This window comes from Anaeromyxobacter sp. K, from assembly GCF_000020805.1.
GTDB lineage: Bacteria > Myxococcota > Myxococcia > Myxococcales > Anaeromyxobacteraceae > Anaeromyxobacter > Anaeromyxobacter dehalogenans.
Genome location: NC_011145.1, coordinates 4,861,831 through 4,877,560, shown reverse-complemented (window position 1 = coordinate 4,877,560; position 15,730 = coordinate 4,861,831). Strand labels below are relative to the sequence as shown.

The following is a 15,730-nucleotide window of genomic DNA, read 5'->3' as shown; positions in this document are numbered from 1 at the left end:
GATCGTTATACTCCCGCGCCTCATGGGGTACGACGCCGTCTACGACAAGATGAAGGACGAGTGCGGCGTCTTCGGGATCTGGGCGGTCGGCCAGTCCGAAGAGGCCGCCAACTTCACCTACCTCGGCCTGCACGCGCTGCAGCACCGCGGGCAGGAATCCGCCGGGATCGTCTCGAGCGACGGCGAGACCCTCCACACGCACCGCGACATGGGCCTGGTCGCGGACATCTTCGACGCCGACGTCCTCTCCACCCTCAAAGGCGGGGCCGCCATCGGCCACGTCCGCTACTCGACCACCGGCGCCTCCCACCTCAAGAACGCCCAGCCGCTCGCGGTCCAGTACGCCGGCGGCCCGGTGGCGCTCGCGCACAACGGCAACCTGGTGAACGCCGAGGCGCTGCGCGCGGAGCTGGAGGCGCAGGGCTCGATCTTCACCGCGTCCACCGACTCCGAGGTGATCGTCCACCTCATCGCGCGCGCCCGGGCCTCCGGCGCGCCCGGCTCGGCCGAGCAGCTCGTCGGCGCGGTCCGGCAGGCGCTGGGGCGGGTCTCGGGCGCGTACTCGATCCTGTTCCTCACCCCCAAGGTGATGGTGGGCGCGCGGGACCCGATGGGCTTCCGCCCGCTCGTGCTCGGGCGGCTGAAGGGGAGCTGGGTGCTCGCGAGCGAGACCACCGCGCTCGACCTCATCGAGGCCGAGTACGTGCGCGAGGTCGAGCCGGGCGAGCTCGTGATCGTGGACGGGAGCGGGCTGCGCAGCGAGCGGCTCTTCCCGGACCAGCGCCCGCAGGCGCGGCTCGGGCGCTGCGTCTTCGAGCACATCTACTTCGCGCGGCCGGACACGGTGCTGTTCGGCCGGTCGGTGTACGCCGTCCGCCACGGCTTCGGCCGCCAGCTCGCGCGCGAGCACGCCGTCAACGCCGACCTCGTCATCCCGGTCCCGGACTCCGGGGTGCCCGCCGCCATCGGCTACGCCGAGGAGAGCGGCATCCCGTTCGCGATGGGCCTGGTCCGGTCGCACTACGTGGGCCGGACGTTCATCGAGCCGCAGCAGTCCATCCGCCACTTCGGCGTGAAGCTGAAGCTGAACGCCCTGAAGGACGTGCTGAGCGGCAAGCGGGTGGTGGTGGTGGACGACTCGGTGGTGCGCGGCACCACCAGCCGGAAGATCGTCAAGATGCTGCGGTCTGCGGGCGCGCGCGAGGTGCACCTGCGCATCAGCTCGCCCCCCACCGCCTGGCCCTGCTACTACGGCATCGACACGCCGTCGCGGCAGGAGCTGGTCGCGAGCACGCACTCCGTCGAGGAGATCGCGACGTACGTCACCGCCGACACGCTCGGCTACCTCTCGCTCGACGGCATGTACGCGTCGATGGGCGCGGAGCGGACCGGGTTCTGCGACGCCTGCTTCACCGGCGAGTACCTGATCCAGTTCCCGAAGCGCACCGCGCCACCGCCGCTCCGGCTGGTCGGCCAGTAGCTCAACTCCAGCGCGCGAGCCGCGCCGCCAGGGCCGCGATCTCGCGGTCGGCGGGCGCGTGCGCGCGCGCCTCCTCGAAGCGGCGGAGCGCGAGCGCGGTCCGGCCCGCCGCGAGGTGCTCCATCCCCTCCTCGTAGAGCCGCTGCGCCGCCGACGGGCGCGCCAGCGCCGGGACCCCGGCGGCCGCCTCGGCGGCGGCGAGCGCGGCGCGCCAGCGCTCCGGGCCGGGGGACGCGGCCGCCTCGAGCACCAGGAGTCCCCGCGTCACCAGGCCGAACAGCGCCCCGACGGTCCGCTCCGACGGCGTGCCGCCCAGCGACGCGAGCAGGCCGCGTACCGCCACCCCGGAGCCCACCCGCCGCAGCAGCGCCAGCTCGTCCGGCGTGAAGCCCATCGCCGGCGGCGGCGGGTCGCCGAGGAACACGCGCGCCTCGAGCGGGAGCCGGTCCGGCGTGCGCCGGGCCGCGGCCGAGACGGCCGGGTCGGCGATCGCCAGCGCCTGGAACCAGGCGCGGTGCGAGGGCGCGCCCTCGAAGACGAGGCCGAGGCGTCCCGGCGCGCTGGGCCTGGACCACACCACCCGCGCGGCGGTGCGCACCTCGCAGCGGAGCGCCGGGAGCGCGAGCGTCACGCGGAGCGAGCGCCCCGGCGCGACGGGCCGTCCCGACACGAGCTGGCACCCGCCCGGCCCGAGGTCGGCGGTCTCGGCCGACCAGCGCCAGAGCCGCTGGCGCACCCGCACCTCGCAGCGCGCGGGGACGCGCGGCGTGGCGCGCGGGTTGTGAATGACGGCGGGGAGGCTCACGGGCATCCGGGGAAGGGGCGCGAAAATGAACGACGAACCCCGCCAGGCCGCAACGGGCATGCGGGGGCCCGGAGTCGGGGCGCGGGGGCCCTGCTCGCGTGGACAGGGCGCGCGCCCCGCCGCGCCGGCTCCGCCCCGGCGGGCCCGCTCCGCACGCCGGCGTTCACCAAACGCGGCCGGGCGTCTACAGTCCACGCATGCGCGCGCTGGACGGGCCCCGGGTGGCGGACGGCGAGGTGCTGGTCTACCGGCTGTTCGACGTGGCGGACGCGGTGGACCTCGTGGCGGCCGAGCGCGCCGCGTCGGCGCCGGCGGGCCGCCTCCGGCTGGAGGGCGCCCAGTCCGCGTCCGCGCTCGAGTTCCCGCGGCCGCCGCTCCAGCTCGCGCTCGGGCCGCGCGACCTCCCGCTGCCCGAGGGGACGCGGCCGGCCGAGGCGAGCGCGCACGTGTTCGACTACGGGGTGGTCTCGATCCGCTACCGGCTCCCCATCGCGCCCGGCACGAGCCTGGGCGCGCTGGTGCCGCTCGCCGAGGGGCTGTTCGTCGAGCCCTCGCCCGCGCTCGACGCGGCGGCGCGGCGCGAGGCGGAGGCGGTGGCGCGCGCGCTGGGGTCGTCGCTGGAGCGCCCGCACGCGTGGGAGGGGCTGGAGAGCTACCAGGTGTTCCTGGTGCGCCGCTTCGAGGAGGGGCCGATCTCCGCCAGCGACCTCCTCTCGGGGGGGCACGTGCCCGAGCTGCTGCTCGGCGAGACCAGCGCCGTGCCGCTCTCGGCGGCGGAGCGGCAGGAGGTCCTGTCCCACCGGTTCTCCTACCTGCAGGACGATCTGGCGGTGGTGCACTGGAACAGCGCGTTCGTCTCCGAGCCTTCGGGGGTCGAGGACATCCCCGACCTGCTCGAGTTCGCGACCGCCCACCTGCTCGAGCTGCGCTACTACGACGCGCTCCTCGACACCGAGCTGCACCGCATCTACGACGAGATCGAGGCGGGGGGCAGCCCGGTCGCGAACGTGTTCACGCGCCGCTACCGCAAGCTCCAGCGGCGCACCGCCGCGCTGCTGCTCGAGCTGTCGGAGATGATCGAAAGGCTCGAAAACGCGGTGAAAATCGTGGGGGACTTCTACCTGGCGCGCCTGTACCAGTCGGCGGTCCGGCGCTTCCGGCTGCCGGCGTGGCAGGAGTCGGTCCTTCGCAAGCAGCGGCTCCTGGCGGAGGTGAACGATCTCATCGGCGACGCCGCCGACACCAGCCGGTCGGAGCTGCTGGAGCTCGCCATCATCCTGCTCATCGTCTTCGAGATCGTGGCCGCCCTCACATGACTCCCGGTGCTCCCCTCCCGCCCGCCTTCCGGGCGGGGGTCGGCGGGGTCCGGATCGTCACGATCGGCCCATTTTCCAGGCGATCCGCGCCGCGATGAAGTTGACGTGTGGATCCGGAAGCGATATCTCCGAAGCCATTCGCCGCCTCGAAAACCTTGCGGCGGTGCGAACGGAGGGATCCCCTACATGACGCAGGCTCAGTTCTTCCAGGCGGTGGCCGAGGGCTCGCAGGTCTCGAAGGCGCAGGTGCGCGCGGTGTTCGAGGCGGTCGAGGAGGTGGTGACGAAGCGGCTGAAGGCCGAGGGGAAGATCCCGCTCGGCGGTCTCGGCGCGGTGAAGCTCGTGGACCGCAAGGCCCGCATCGGCCGCAACCCGGCCACGGGCGAGCAGATCAAGATCCCGGCGCGCACCGCCATCAAGCTCACGCCTGCCAAGGCGCTGAAGGACATCTTCAACAAGAAGGCCAAGAAGTAGCCTTCCGGCACACCGAAGCACCCGCGCCCGCCGGAGCCCTCCGGCGGGCGTTTGCGTTTGGTGAATCGCCCTTCCGTGAACGAGCCCGAGGAGCCCGCCATGCCCATCACCGTCGTCCCCGCCGACACCGAGCCGCTGCGCCGGCTCGCCCTCGCGCTCCGCGACGAGGTGTTCGTGGCCGAGCAGGGCGTGCCGATCGAGCTCGAGCACGACGCCGAGGACGCGACCGCGTTCCACGTGGTCGCGCTCGACGGCGGCCGCTGCGTCGGCACCGGGCGGCTGGTGCGGCAGGCGGGCGGGGTGGGGCGGGTGGGGCGCATGGCGGTGGCCCGGGATCGCCGCCGCGACGGCGTGGGCGCGCTGCTGCTCCAGGCGCTCGAGGCGCGGGCGCGGGCCGAGGGGCTCGCCGAGATCGAGCTGCACGCGCAGCGCTACGTGGAGGCGTTCTACCGGCGCCACGGGTACGTCCCGGAGGGCGCGCCGTTCCAGGAGGCGGGGATCGAGCACGTGGTGATGCGCAAGCGGCTGTGAGCGTCCCTCGACTCCGGCCGTGCCTGACGGCACGGCCTACGCTCGGGATGAGCGGGGGGAGTCGAAGGGCGAGCGCTCAGCCGCGCACGTGCAGCAGCGTGCGGACCGTGCTCATCACGTCCACGAACTGCACCGGCTTCTGCAGGTACACGTCCACGCCCAGGTCGATGGCGCGCGTGCGCGCGTCGGCGGCGCCGGCGCTGATCACCATGATGGGCAGCTCGGCGAGCCGCGCGTCGGCGCGGATCCGCTCGATGAGCGCGAAGCCGTCCATCACCGGCATGAACAGGTCGGTGAGCACGAGGTCCACCGCCGGCGGCGCCGCGAGCCGCTCCAGCGCCTGCTGGCCGTTGGTGGCGAACTCGACCGAGACGTCGAGCGCGTCGCTCCCGCTGCGCAGCCGGCGGAGCGCGTACTCGTACATCTCGACGACGTGCGGGTTGTCCTCCACCACCAGGACCCGGTAGCCGCCCCGGGTCCGGCCGCGCGCGCTCCGCGCCGTCTCGGCGAGCTGGGCCAGCTTCTGCCGATCGGCGGCCCGGTCCGGCGGGATCTGCACCGCCACGCCGGCGGGGCCCGCCTCGCCGGGCGGCCGGCGGCGGACCACCTCGACCTCGACCTCGAAGGGGGCGAGGAGGCCCGGGAAGGAGATCTGCAGGGGAATCCGCGTGCCTGGGTCGAGCTCCCGCTCGGTCCGGATGAACAGGCCCCCGGCGGAGAGGTTCTCGGTGGCGTCGCGGACCGCGCTCGGAACGCCCGGATACTCGACCCTAAGGACGAGTGGAACGCGTGGGTCGCGGCGCTGCTCCCGTCCCTCGGTCATGACTTGAGCAGTCGAGTATATCGCTGCGGATCTCCTTGACAATCTTACATGTCCTCACTAGCCTGCCCCGGTTTTCGCCCAGACTTCCCGGACCCTTATGACGAACCCTGCGTCGGTTGGTGCGGTCGAAGAACTGCCCCGCGAGAAGGTCGAGCATTTCGACCGGGAGCTGGCGGGGATCCTGAACCGGTACCCGCCCGATCGGAAGGCTGCCGCCATGATTCCCGCCCTCCGACTGGGGCAGGAGATCTTCGGCTACCTGTCCCCGGCGGTACAGCGCCTGGCCGCGGAGCGGCTCGGGACGTCGCCGGCGCGGGCCGAAGAGGTCGCGACCTTCTACGTGATGTTCCACACCGAGCCACCGGCCCGGCACGTGGTCGAGGTCTGCACCAACGTCTCCTGCTGCCTGACCGGCGGCGAGCGCATCTTCGAGCACCTGAAGAAGAAGCTCGAGCTCGCGAACGGGCAGAGCACCCGCGACGGCCGCATCACGCTGCGCGAGGTGGAGTGCCTCGGCTCCTGCGGCACGGCCCCGGCCATGCTGGTGGACGAGGAGATGCACGAGCGGCTCACCATCCAGAAGGTCGACCAGATCGTCGGAGGGCTCAAGTGAGCGAGACGCTCATCCTCTCGAAGCGCTGGGGCAAGCCGGACTCCGCCTCGCTCGCCTCGTACCGGGCCGACGGCGGCTACGGCGCGCTCGACAAGGCCATGGGCGCCGACCCGGCCGCCATCGTGGACGAGGTGAAGAAGTCGAACCTGCGCGGCCGCGGCGGCGCGGGCTTCGCGACCGGCCTCAAGTGGACGTTCCTGCCGAAGGACGTCCGCCCCCGGTACCTGACCGTGAACGCGGACGAGTCCGAGCCCGGCACGTTCAAGGACCGCTACATCATCGAGCACGATCCGCACATGCTGATCGAGGGGATCGCGCTCACCTGCTACGCGCTCGACATCCACCTCGCCTACGTCTACATCCGCGGCGAGTTCGCGAAGCAGGCGCGGATCCTCGAGCAGGCCATCCAGGAGGCGCGCGACGCCGGCATCCTCGGCCCGCGCCTGCTCGGCAAGCAGGACTTCCCGCTCGACATCCACGTGCACCGCGGCGCCGGCGCGTACATCTGCGGCGAGGAGTCCGCGCTGCTCGAGTCGCTCGAGGGCAAGAAGGGCTACCCGCGCCTCAAGCCGCCGTTCCCGGCGGTGGTGGGCCTGTGGGGCAAGCCGACCATCATCAACAACGTCGAGACCATCGCGAACGTCCCCTGGATCGTCGCGAACGGCGGCGCCGCGTTCGCCGCGCTCGGCGTGGGCAAGTCGGGCGGCACGCGCCTGTTCGGCGTCTCGGGCCACGTGAACCGGCCCGGCGTCTACGAGAAGCCGGTCCACTACAACCTGAAGAAGCTGATCATGGAGGACGCGGGCGGGATCGTCGGCGGCCGCAAGCTGAAGGCGGTCATCCCCGGCGGCTCCTCCGCGCCGGTGCTCGCCGCGCACGAGATCGACATCTCGCTCGAGTTCGACGCGGTGAAGGCGGCCGGGTCGATGTCCGGCTCGGGCGGCGTGATCGTGTTCGACGAGTCGGTGTGCCTGGTCCGCGCGCTGGCCCGCATCGCGAAGTTCTACGCCGAGGAGAGCTGCGGCCAGTGCACCCCCTGCCGCGAGGGCACCTCGTGGATGGAGGGCATCCTCGAGAAGATCGAGCACGGGCACGCGACCGCGGCCGACGTGGAGAAGCTCGAGCAGGTGGCCGGCAACATCGCCGGGAACACCATCTGCGCGCTCGGCGACGCGGCCGCCATGCCGGTCCAGTCGTTCCTGAAGAAGTTCAAGCCGGAGTTCCTGCGGCACGTCGAGGCGCACCGCTGCCCCATGGGCGAGAGCGGCTGGGGCCTCGACCAGTCCTCGCGCGATGCCCTCGTCGGGGCGGTGAGGTACTAGGCGATGAGCGTCACGGCAGAGCAGGTCACCTTCTGGGTGTTCGCCATCCCGCTGGTCGCCACCGCGATCGGCGTGATCATCTCCCGCAGCCCGGTGTACGCCGCGATGAACCTCGTCGCCGCGTTCTTCTTCCTGGCCGGGATCTACGTCCTCCTCGTCGCGCACCTCATCGCGTTCATGCAGATCTTGGTGTACGCGGGCGCGGTGATGGTGCTGTTCCTGTTCGTGATCATGCTGCTGTCGCTCGGCGACGAGCACCTGATCAAGGAGCCGCGGCGCGCCATGCAGCTCATCGGCGCGCTCGGCGTGGTGCTGCTGGTGGCGGTGCTCGCCTCGGCCATCGCGCAGGCGCGCACCAGCGAGCTCGCCACGCTCACCGCCGACTTCGGCACCGTGAAGGCGGTCGGCCGGGTGCTGTACACCCAGTTCCTGCTGCCGTTCGAGGTCACCAGCCTCCTGCTGCTCGTGGCGATCGTGGGCGCGGTGGTCGTGGCCAAGGAGCGGATCTAATGCCGGTCGAGTACTACCTCTGGCTCGCCGCGATCCTGTTCGGCATCGGCCTGCTCGGCGTGCTCACCAAGCGCAACGCGCTCATCCTGATGATGAGCGTGGAGCTGATGCTGAACGCGGCCAACCTCACCTTCCTGGCGTTCGCGCGCCGGAGCGGGGACCTCGCCGGTCACGCCATCGCGTTCTTCGTGATCGCGGTCGCGGCGGCCGAGGCGGCCGTCGGCCTGGCGGTGGTCATCGCCATCTACCGCAGCCGCGGCGCCATCAACGTGGACGAGGTCCGGGTCCTCTCCGAGTAGCGCGCTTTCCCGCGGGCGGGCACGGGCGGACGCGGTAAGCTCCGCGCCATGCTCGCACGCTGCGCCCGCTGCCAGGCGACGTTCACCACCGACCGCTTCGGCCGGCAGACCTGCCCGCACTGCGGCGCGGAGCTGCTCCTCGCCGATCCGAACGCGCCGCCGCCGGCCGCGGTCGAGCCGCCCCCGCCGGCCGCGCCGCCCGAGGGCGAGCCCACCCCGCCGCCCGCCCCCGGGCCCGTCCTCGGTCCCTCGGAGCCGGGCGGTCCGGTGTGGGGCGCCCCGCCGCCTCCGCCGTCCGGCGGCGAGCTGCCGCCTCCGCCTCCGCCCCCGCCCGGCGGCTACGGCGCCCCGCCGCCGTGGGGTCCGCCGCCGCCCTCCGGCGCGCCGGGTGGCTGGGGTCCGCCGCCGCCTCCCCCGCCCGTGCCCGCCGGCCCGGAGCTGGCGGCCCCGTTCGCCGAGCGGGCGCGGCGCGGCTTCCTCTCCTCGTACTTCGAGACCTGGAAGCTCGCGGCGATCGAGCCGGCGCGCTTCTTCCGGCACGTGCGGGTGGACCAGCCCGGCAGCGCGGTGCTGTTCGCGGTGATCTCGTACGCGTTCGGCGTCGCGGTCCAGTCGCTCTTCAACTGGCTCTCCGGGCAGCAGATGGTGGCGATGATGGAGCAGCTCGCCGGCCGCATGCCCCCGGGCCAGGCCGAGATCATCCGCAACTTCGTCCAGCGCGGGACCGGCGCCATCGTGCTCGGCGAGGTGCTGCTCGCGCCGCTGCTCGGGCTGATCGCGCTGTACGTCACGGCCGGCGCGATCCACCTGCTGCTGGTCCTGTTCGGCGGCGCCCACCGCGGCTTCCCGGCCACGCTCACCACCGTCGGCTACACGTTCGGCGTGTTCGCGCTGCTGGCGGTGCCGGGCTGCGGCGGCCTGATCGCGCCGATCTGGTGGCTGGTGGCGGTGGTGATCGGCCTCTCCGAGGCCCAGCGCTGCGGCACCGGCCGCGCCGCCGCGGCGGTGCTGACGCCGGCGCTGCTCCTGTGCGTCTGCTGCTGCCTCGGGCCGCTCGGCATGCTGCTGGGCGGCACGCTCGGCGGGCTCTCCGAGCTCGGCCACGGCCCGGCGATCGACCTGTGAGGCGGGCGTGATCGGCTGGCGGCGGACGGCGCGGTTCGGGCACGCGGAGGTGTTCGCGCTCGTCGGCGCGCTCACGTTCCTCGTGGCGCGCTTCGTCCCGGTGCTCTCGTTCCACTACACCTGCCCGCTGAAGGGCCTGGCCGGCATCCCCTGCGCCACCTGCGGCATGACCCACGCGTTCGTGCACCTCGCCCACGGCGACCTCGCCGCCGCGCTCGGCGCGAGCCCGCTCGGCGCCGCGCTGGCCGGCGGGATCTGGCTGCTCTCCGCGGCCGACCTGGTCCGCGCCGCTGCGGGCTGGCCGATGCCGGTCCCGTCCCCGCGCGCCGCCCGCGCCGCCGTCGCGCTCGGCGTGGTGGCGCTGCTCGCGAACTGGGCCTGGCTCGTCGCCCGCGGAGGCGCCGCGTGAGCCCCGACCTCCTGGGCGCCCTGCTGGTCGCGGCCGGCTACCTGGCCGGCTCGATCCCGTTCGGCGTGGTGCTGGGGCGCCTCGTGCTGGGCGTGGACGTGCGCACGGTCGGCTCCGGCAACATCGGCGCGACCAACGTCGCGCGCGCCGGCGGCAAGAAGATGGGCGTGCTGGTGCTGGTCCTCGACGCCGCCAAGGCCATCGTGCCGATCCTGGTGGCGCGCCGCGTGCTCGCGGGCACGCCGCACGCCGAGGTGTGGGTCACCGCCGTGGCGGTGGCCGCGTTCGTCGGCCACCTGTTCCCGGTGTGGCTCGGCTTCAAGGGCGGCAAGGGCGTCGCGACCGGCCTCGGCATCTTCGCGGTGCTGGCGCCGTGGGCCGCGCTCGCCGGCCTGGTCGGCTACGCCGTCGCCTACGGCCTGACGCGCATCTCGTCGGTGGGCTCGCTCACCGGCACCACGCTCTGCGCCGCCGGCGGCTTCGCGACCTACGGCCCCCGGCACCCCATCTCCTGGGCCGGCCTGGCGATCGCGCTGCTCATCTTCCTGCGCCACCGCGAGAACATCCGCCGCCTGGTGCGCGGCGAGGAGAAGAAGGTCTAGCGGAGCCCCGCGCCGCCCGGGGCGACCGCCTCAGTGCGTGAAGAAGAAGATCCGCACCAGCCCCGCGCACGCCGCCGCGAGCGCGACGGCCGCGGCAAGCTCACGCCAGCGTGGTTCGTTGGACCGAGTCACGGTGCCTCCGGAGCCGCTCTCGCCGCACCCGACGCGGTCACCGCGCGCCTCACGGCGACGTTCGAACGCGCGGGGTCGCTGCGAGTGCAGGGTCAGCACGTAACGATGAGGGAGGGGCCCCAGCCAAAGGCTGGGGAGGGGCGGTAGCCCCTCCCCGCGGGGACCTCGCGGGACCCCCGCGCAGCGGGGCCCGCGAGGTCACGGGCCCCGCGCAGCAGGGGTGGGGCCCCGACGAGCTTTGCTCGGCGGGGCGGGGACGCAGTCCCCGTTCTCAAGTCGCGTTCGGCACGTCGATGTGCAGCTCCACGCGCCGGTTCTGCGCGCGGCCGCTCGCCGTGCCGTTGTCCGCCACCGGCCGCACCGGGCCCATGCCGAGCGCGGTGATCTGCTTCTCCTGCACGCCGCGGCCGACGAGCACGCGCTTCACCGCGTCGGCGCGGCGGAGCGACAGCTCCTCGTTCATCGACTTCGAGCCGGTCGCGTCGGTGTAGCCCTCGATGCGGATGCGGTCGTCGCCGTACTTCGCGAGGACGTCGCCCATCTGCTCGAGCTTGGAGATCGCCTCCGGCTTCAGCGCGGAGCTGCCGGAGTCGAACAGGATGTCGCCCTTCATCTCGACCAGCAGGCCGTTCTCGGTCCGCTTGGTCTCGGCGATCTTCTCCAGCTCCTTGTGCTGCTTGTCGAGGTACAGGCCCACCGAGCCGCCGGCGAGCGCGCCGACGCCGGCGCCGATGAGCGCGCCCTTCTTGCCGCCGATGAGGGCGCCCACGCCCGCGCCGGCGAGGCCGCCCGCGCCGGCGCCGATGGCGGTGCGCTTGCCGGCCGTCTGGCAGCCGGCGAACAGCAGGACCGCGGTCACGGCCGCGGTGAGGCGAAGAGAGGTCTTGTTCATGCGGTCCTTCCTTCCGGATGAAAGTCGTGTCGCGCCGGTCAGGCGCCTTCGATGCCGTGGGCCCGGCGGCGGAGCGCGGACGCGCGCCCCCGCTGCGGGTGTACCGCGGACCCGGGGAGCCGGACAACCTCCGGCGCCCGCGCGGGATCGCCGCGCCGCAGGGAAACACCGCGCCACCACCGGGACTTCCCCTCCGGGCACGCGGAAGGGAAACCCACCGGGACCGATGTAGGAGAACGTGCGCCGATGCGTGCGGGCGAGAACGGACGCGCGATGCGCCGCGGGTCGCGCGGGATCAGACGTTCGGGATCGCGCTGGCCTCGCCGGCGGGGCGGATCAGCACCTGGCGCGGCTTCACGCCGTTCGGCGGGCCCACGATGCCCTCGCGCTCCATGCGCTCGATGATCTTCGCGGCCTTGTTGTAGCCGAGGCGCATCTCGCGCTGGAGCTTCGAGACCGAGACCTCCTCCATGCGCGAGACGAGGTCGATGGCCTGGTCGTAGACCGGGTCGTCCTCGTCCGGATCGTAGCCGCCCGGGCCGGCGCCCTCGCGCGCCTTCAGGATCGACTCGTCGTAGACCGGCTTGCCCTGCTCCTTCAGGAAGCCGACCACCCGGTGCAACTCCTCCTCGGAGACGAACGCGCCCTGCACGCGGGTCACCGGCGCGGTGGCGGTGAGCACCAGCATGTCGCCGTCGCCGAGCAGCGTCTCGGCGCCCGGGCCGTTGATGATGGTCTGCGAGTCGTGGCGCGAGGCGAGCCGGAACGTGATGCGCGCGGGGAAGTTGTTCTTGATCATGCCCGTGACCACGTCGGTGGACGGGCGCTGCGTGGCGACGATGAGGTGGATGCCGGTGGCGCGGGCCTTCTGCGCGAGGCGCGCGAGCGAGATCTCCACCTCGCGCGGCGCGGTCATCATGAGGTCGGCCAGCTCGTCGATCACCACCACGATGTACGGCAGCTTCTGCGGCAGCTTCTTCTCGTCGCGCGCCGCCACCGGGTCGGCGGGCGGCGGCGCGGTCGGGTCCTCGAACTCGGGCGAGCCCGCCACCGCCTCGCCGGGCAGCGGGTGCCACTCGCCGCCGGCGGCCGCGTCGCTCGCGGCGCGGGCCGAGACCTCGTCCTCCGACTCGCCCGCGGCCACGTCCACCACCACCAGCTTGCGGGGCGGCGCGGCCTCGTCGCGGTCCTCGAACGTGCGGCCCTCGGTGCGCAGCTTCTCCACCTTGCCGTTGTAGGACTTGAGGTCCTTCGAGCCGGTGTCGGCGAGGATCTGCGTGCGCCGCTCCATCTCGTCCACGGCCCACTGCAGCGCGCGCGCCGCCTTCTGCGGGTCGGTGACCACCGGCAGCAGCAGGTGCGGGATGTCCTCGTAGGTGGACAGCTCGGTCATCTTCGGGTCCACCATGATCATGCGGACCTCCGCCGGCGTCTGGCGGAAGAGCATCGACAGGATCATGGTGTTGAGGCCGACCGACTTGCCCGAGCCGGTGGTGCCGGCGATGAGCAGGTGCGGCATCCGCTGCAGGTCCACGCAGTACGGGATGCCCTCGATGTTCTTGCCGAGGCCGAGCGGCAGGAAGCCGCCCGCCGAGGCGAACGACTCCGACTCGAGGATGTCGCGCAGCCACACCGTGGCGCGGTCGCGGTTCGGGACCTCGATGCCCACCACGCCCTTGCCCGGGATCGGCGCGATGATGCGGATCCGGGTGGCGCTGAGCGCCATGGTGAGCTCCTTGTCGAGGTTCTCGATCCGCGCGAGCTTCACGCCCGCGACCGGGGAGAACTCGTAGAGCGTCACCACCGGCCCGGGCCGGATGTGCTTGATGGTCCCGTCCACGCCGTGCTGGGCGAGCGTCGCGACGATCACCTCGGCCGTGCGCGTCAGGCCGGCCGTGTCGAGGTCCTTCGCCTTCTCGTCGTGGACGTCGAGCAGGTCGGTGGCCGGGAGCTGGAACACGTCGCCGGCCTTCTGGAACGCGAAGGCGGGCGCCTCCTTCTTCTTCTCCTTCTTGCGGGCGCGCTCCAGCATCGCCTGCGAGACCACGATCTCCGGCTTCTCGGCGCGCGCCGGGACCGGCAGCGCGGCGGGGTCCTCGAGCTCGGCCCGCACCTCGACCGCCTTCTCCGGCTCGCGCGCCTTGCGGCGGCGGCGCGGCGGCTCCTCGGCGGCCGGCTCGCCCTCGCCGGCGCCCTCGGCCTCCTCGCGCGGCTCGGGCGCGGGGGCGAGCCCCTCCACCCAGGCCGGATCCTCGAACGTGTCGCGGCGGAGCTGCTCGAGCGCGAGCGCGCCGGCCACCGCGCGGGCCTCCTCGTGCGCCTCCTCGCCGTTCGCCTCGATCTCGGCCGTCTCGGCGAGCTGCTCGGCCGCGAGCCGGCGCTCGCGCTCGGCGGCCTCCTCGGCGCGCAGCTCGGCCACGGCGACCCGGTGCTCGTCCACCGCCGTGGCGAGGCGGCGCGAGAGGAAGCCGGCGGTGGCGGCGAGCGCGCGCCAGAGCGCGGCGCCCACCGTCTGCACCTTCAGGTCGCAGGCCACGATGGCGGCCACCGTGGCGGTGGCGCCCACCAGGATCACGCTGCCCCACAGCGAGAACGCGTGGACGCTCGGGCGCGCGAGCGCGGCGCCCACCGCGCCGCCGGGCGGGAACGGCAGCGAGACGCTGCCGGCGAGCGCCAGGTGCCCGAGCGTCGCCACCGAGAGCGTGAGCACGGTGTACGCGCCGGCGGACACGAGCGTGATGCGCGGCGGCGCGCCGCGGAACAGGCGCCAGGCCGCGGCGCCCAGGCCGAACGGGAGCACCAGGGCCGACAGGCCCAGCACGCCGTACAGCGCGGACGCCGTCCGGTGGCCGACCGGGCCGACCAGGTTGGCGGGCGCGATGCCGTGCGCGATCAGCGCCGCGTCGAGCGAGGAGTAGGTCGCGAGCGAGAGGCCGCTGCCGAGCGCGGCCGCGAACAGGACCACCGCGCCGACGTCGCGCGCCATGCCGGTGCGCGGCGCGGCGCCGCCCTTCGCACGCTCGGCGGGCGGGTCGCCGCGCTTTCCCTTTTCCTTCGGGGAGACACGGCGATTGGCTTTGGGCTTGCCCATGGCGACGACGGGACCTCGAGGGTGGAACACGCCGCTCGCGCGGACGAGGGCCTGCCTCCGGGAGGATATCGGGGGGTACCGGGGGGTCAATTTTTCGGCGGGGCGGGGGGCGCTCGCGTAGAATCCTGCGGAAGCGCGAGGTTTTCTCCGGGGACCGATGGACATCCGCTGCGAGCGCTGCAGGGCGGCCTACGTGCTCGAGGACGAGCAGGTGACGGCCGCCGGCGTGGCCCTTCAGTGCACCAACTGCGGGTACCTCTTCGAGGTGAGGCGGAAGGTGGTGTTCGTCACCACCCCCCTCCGTCCGGAGCACGCGGTCGGCGCGAGGCCGCTCGCTCCGCCGCCCCGGGCCGGGCCTCCCGCCGCCTCGGCCCCGCCGGCGCCCCCGGCCGCCCCCGCACCACCCGCCGCGCGCGCCGCCTCGCCTGCCGCGGCCCCTGCGCCGCCGGCCCCCCCGCGCCCGGCCGTCCCGCCAACCGCGGCCCGCATCGAGCCGCCCGCCGCGTTCGGCGCCGGCACGTTCGATCCGGGCAGCCCGCCCTCCACCAGCCTGCGGCGGAGCCGGGCGCCGCAGCTGATCCTGGCGCTGGTGCTCGCCGGCGCGCTCGGGCTCGGGGCGAAGGTGCTCCTCGATCGGATGCGCGCCCAGGTGGACCTGTTCGGCGGCGACGCCGCCCCGCCGCCGACGGAGGCCGAGCCGGCCGCACCCGGGCCGCAGCCCGGCGCAGAGCCCGGCCCGCCGTCCGCGCCCGAGGCCGCGCCCACCTCGCCGCCGCCCGCGGCCGGATCCCCCGGCGAGCCCCCGCCCACCGGCGCCGCCGCCCCGGCCGCACCGCCGCCCACCGGCGCTCCCGCGCCCGCGCCGGCGGAGGCGCCCGGCGCCGCGCCCTCGCCGGACGCCGCGCCGCCCGCGGCGGCGGAGCAGGCGGGCGCCGCCGCGAAGCCGCCCGCGGGCGCCGACGCGCTCGCGCAGGCCGGCCGCCTTCGGAGCCGCGGCCAGATCGCGCGGGCGCTCGAGCTCTACCGCGGCGTGCTCTCGACGGATCCCGAGAACGTGGCGGCCCTGACCGGGCAGGGTTTGTGCTATCTCGATCTCGCCCGCTACCCTTCCGCCGAGTCGGCCTTCCAGGCGGCGCTGCGGGTGGAGCCGGAGAATCCGGACGCCACCCTCGGGCTCGCCGAGACCTACCGGTGGCAGGGGAACGACGCGGAAGCCATCAGGTACTACGAGCGGTACCTCGCGCATCATCCCGACGGCGAGGAGGCCGCGGTCGCCCGGAACGCCATCGACGCACTGAGGAGATGA

At 73.8% G+C, this 15,730-nt stretch carries 16 protein-coding genes; 12 read left to right on the top strand and 4 right to left on the bottom strand.

Features of this window, described 5'->3' with window-relative positions; all coding sequences use genetic code 11:
• Positions 1-22 precede the first annotated feature (22 nt).
• Positions 23-1,480: an amidophosphoribosyltransferase gene (gene purF / locus ANAEK_RS21775; protein ID WP_012528290.1), complete on the top strand. Its 1,458-nt coding sequence runs from the start codon at positions 23-25 to the stop codon at positions 1,478-1,480.
• A 1-nt stretch (position 1,481) separates the two neighbouring features.
• Here the strand turns inward: purF and ANAEK_RS21770 are convergent, their stop codons facing one another.
• Entirely contained in the window at positions 1,482-2,291 is an 810-nt protein-coding gene (locus tag ANAEK_RS21770) for a PilZ domain-containing protein (protein WP_012528289.1), read from the bottom strand.
• Positions 2,292-2,482: 191 nt separating this feature from the next.
• Here ANAEK_RS21770 and ANAEK_RS21765 point away from each other — a divergent pair, with 191 nt between their 5' ends.
• The 3 genes from ANAEK_RS21765 to ANAEK_RS21755 all read left to right on the top strand — a co-directional run bounded on the left by ANAEK_RS21765 (position 2,483) and on the right by ANAEK_RS21755 (position 4,606).
• Positions 2,483-3,601: a hypothetical protein gene (locus ANAEK_RS21765; RefSeq protein WP_012528288.1), complete on the top strand. Its 1,119-nt coding sequence runs from the start codon at positions 2,483-2,485 to the stop codon at positions 3,599-3,601.
• A gap of 186 nt (positions 3,602-3,787) precedes the next feature.
• Entirely contained in the window at positions 3,788-4,075 is a 288-nt protein-coding gene (locus ANAEK_RS21760) for an HU family DNA-binding protein (protein ID WP_011423249.1), read from the top strand.
• A gap of 99 nt (positions 4,076-4,174) precedes the next feature.
• Positions 4,175-4,606, top strand: a complete 432-nt coding sequence (locus ANAEK_RS21755) for a GNAT family N-acetyltransferase (protein WP_012528287.1) — start codon at positions 4,175-4,177, stop codon at positions 4,604-4,606.
• Positions 4,607-4,682: 76 nt separating this feature from the next.
• Here the strand turns inward: ANAEK_RS21755 and ANAEK_RS21750 are convergent, their stop codons facing one another.
• A complete protein-coding gene (locus ANAEK_RS21750; RefSeq protein WP_012528286.1) occupies positions 4,683-5,429 on the bottom strand; it encodes a TIGR02266 family protein in 747 nt (248 codons plus the stop codon).
• A 97-nt stretch (positions 5,430-5,526) separates the two neighbouring features.
• On the opposite strand from ANAEK_RS21750, the gene ANAEK_RS21745 reads away from it, so the two are divergent.
• From ANAEK_RS21745 to plsY, 7 genes are read left to right on the top strand one after another with little or no spacing between them, the layout of a single operon-like run.
• Positions 5,527-6,042, top strand: coding sequence for an NAD(P)H-dependent oxidoreductase subunit E (locus ANAEK_RS21745; protein WP_011423246.1), 516 nt, complete (start codon positions 5,527-5,529; stop codon positions 6,040-6,042).
• On the top strand, positions 6,039-7,364 hold the full coding sequence (gene nuoF, locus ANAEK_RS21740) for an NADH-quinone oxidoreductase subunit NuoF (protein WP_012528285.1): 1,326 nt from the start codon (positions 6,039-6,041) through the stop codon (positions 7,362-7,364). Before ANAEK_RS21745 ends, nuoF begins: the two co-directional genes overlap by 4 nt.
• Positions 7,365-7,367: 3 nt before the next feature.
• The gene (locus ANAEK_RS21735; RefSeq protein ID WP_012528284.1) at positions 7,368-7,874 is read left to right on the top strand and encodes an NADH-quinone oxidoreductase subunit J; all 507 of its coding nucleotides are present in this window, start codon (positions 7,368-7,370) and stop codon (positions 7,872-7,874) included.
• The gene (gene nuoK, locus ANAEK_RS21730; protein WP_012528283.1) at positions 7,874-8,173 is read left to right on the top strand and encodes an NADH-quinone oxidoreductase subunit NuoK; all 300 of its coding nucleotides are present in this window, start codon (positions 7,874-7,876) and stop codon (positions 8,171-8,173) included. Before ANAEK_RS21735 ends, nuoK begins: the two co-directional genes overlap by 1 nt.
• Before the next feature lie 48 nt (positions 8,174-8,221).
• Positions 8,222-9,298, top strand: coding sequence for a YIP1 family protein (locus ANAEK_RS21725; RefSeq protein WP_012528282.1), 1,077 nt, complete (start codon positions 8,222-8,224; stop codon positions 9,296-9,298).
• Positions 9,299-9,305: 7 nt separating this feature from the next.
• Positions 9,306-9,707 carry a DUF2752 domain-containing protein gene (locus ANAEK_RS21720; protein ID WP_012528281.1) on the top strand — a complete coding sequence of 134 codons (402 nt, stop codon included), beginning with the start codon at positions 9,306-9,308 and terminating at the stop codon, positions 9,705-9,707.
• Positions 9,704-10,309, top strand: coding sequence for a glycerol-3-phosphate 1-O-acyltransferase PlsY (plsY, locus tag ANAEK_RS21715; protein ID WP_012528280.1), 606 nt, complete (start codon positions 9,704-9,706; stop codon positions 10,307-10,309). The genes ANAEK_RS21720 and plsY overlap by 4 nt, the downstream gene beginning before the upstream one ends.
• A gap of 403 nt (positions 10,310-10,712) precedes the next feature.
• Here plsY and ANAEK_RS21710 read toward each other — a convergent pair whose 3' ends face one another.
• Both ANAEK_RS21710 and ANAEK_RS21705 read right to left on the bottom strand, forming a co-directional pair.
• Positions 10,713-11,333, bottom strand: a complete 621-nt coding sequence (locus ANAEK_RS21710; RefSeq protein WP_012528279.1) for an OmpA family protein — start codon at positions 11,331-11,333, stop codon at positions 10,713-10,715.
• Between the two features lie 295 nt (positions 11,334-11,628).
• A complete protein-coding gene (locus ANAEK_RS21705; protein WP_012528278.1) occupies positions 11,629-14,424 on the bottom strand; it encodes a DNA translocase FtsK in 2,796 nt (931 codons plus the stop codon).
• A gap of 157 nt (positions 14,425-14,581) precedes the next feature.
• Between ANAEK_RS21705 and ANAEK_RS23675 the strand changes: the two genes are divergently transcribed.
• Entirely contained in the window at positions 14,582-15,730 is a 1,149-nt protein-coding gene (locus ANAEK_RS23675) for a tetratricopeptide repeat protein (protein ID WP_012528277.1), read from the top strand.

Excerpts from the sequence above, each read along its gene's own strand:
- purF (WP_012528290.1), top strand. The coding sequence starts at position 23 with ATGGGGTACGACGCCGTCTACGACAAGATGAAGGACGAGTGCGGCGTC.
- ANAEK_RS21770 (WP_012528289.1), bottom strand. The coding sequence starts at position 2,291 with ATGCCCGTGAGCCTCCCCGCCGTCATTCACAACCCGCGCGCCACGCCG.
- ANAEK_RS21765 (WP_012528288.1), top strand. The coding sequence starts at position 2,483 with ATGCGCGCGCTGGACGGGCCCCGGGTGGCGGACGGCGAGGTGCTGGTC.
- ANAEK_RS21760 (WP_011423249.1), top strand. The coding sequence starts at position 3,788 with ATGACGCAGGCTCAGTTCTTCCAGGCGGTGGCCGAGGGCTCGCAGGTC.
- ANAEK_RS21755 (WP_012528287.1), top strand. The coding sequence starts at position 4,175 with ATGCCCATCACCGTCGTCCCCGCCGACACCGAGCCGCTGCGCCGGCTC.
- ANAEK_RS21750 (WP_012528286.1), bottom strand. The coding sequence starts at position 5,429 with ATGACCGAGGGACGGGAGCAGCGCCGCGACCCACGCGTTCCACTCGTC.
- ANAEK_RS21745 (WP_011423246.1), top strand. The coding sequence starts at position 5,527 with ATGACGAACCCTGCGTCGGTTGGTGCGGTCGAAGAACTGCCCCGCGAG.
- ANAEK_RS21735 (WP_012528284.1), top strand. The coding sequence starts at position 7,368 with ATGAGCGTCACGGCAGAGCAGGTCACCTTCTGGGTGTTCGCCATCCCG.
- nuoK (WP_012528283.1), top strand. The coding sequence starts at position 7,874 with ATGCCGGTCGAGTACTACCTCTGGCTCGCCGCGATCCTGTTCGGCATC.
- ANAEK_RS21725 (WP_012528282.1), top strand. The coding sequence starts at position 8,222 with ATGCTCGCACGCTGCGCCCGCTGCCAGGCGACGTTCACCACCGACCGC.
- ANAEK_RS21710 (WP_012528279.1), bottom strand. The coding sequence starts at position 11,333 with ATGAACAAGACCTCTCTTCGCCTCACCGCGGCCGTGACCGCGGTCCTG.
- ANAEK_RS21705 (WP_012528278.1), bottom strand. The coding sequence starts at position 14,424 with ATGGGCAAGCCCAAAGCCAATCGCCGTGTCTCCCCGAAGGAAAAGGGA.
- ANAEK_RS23675 (WP_012528277.1), top strand. The coding sequence starts at position 14,582 with ATGGACATCCGCTGCGAGCGCTGCAGGGCGGCCTACGTGCTCGAGGAC.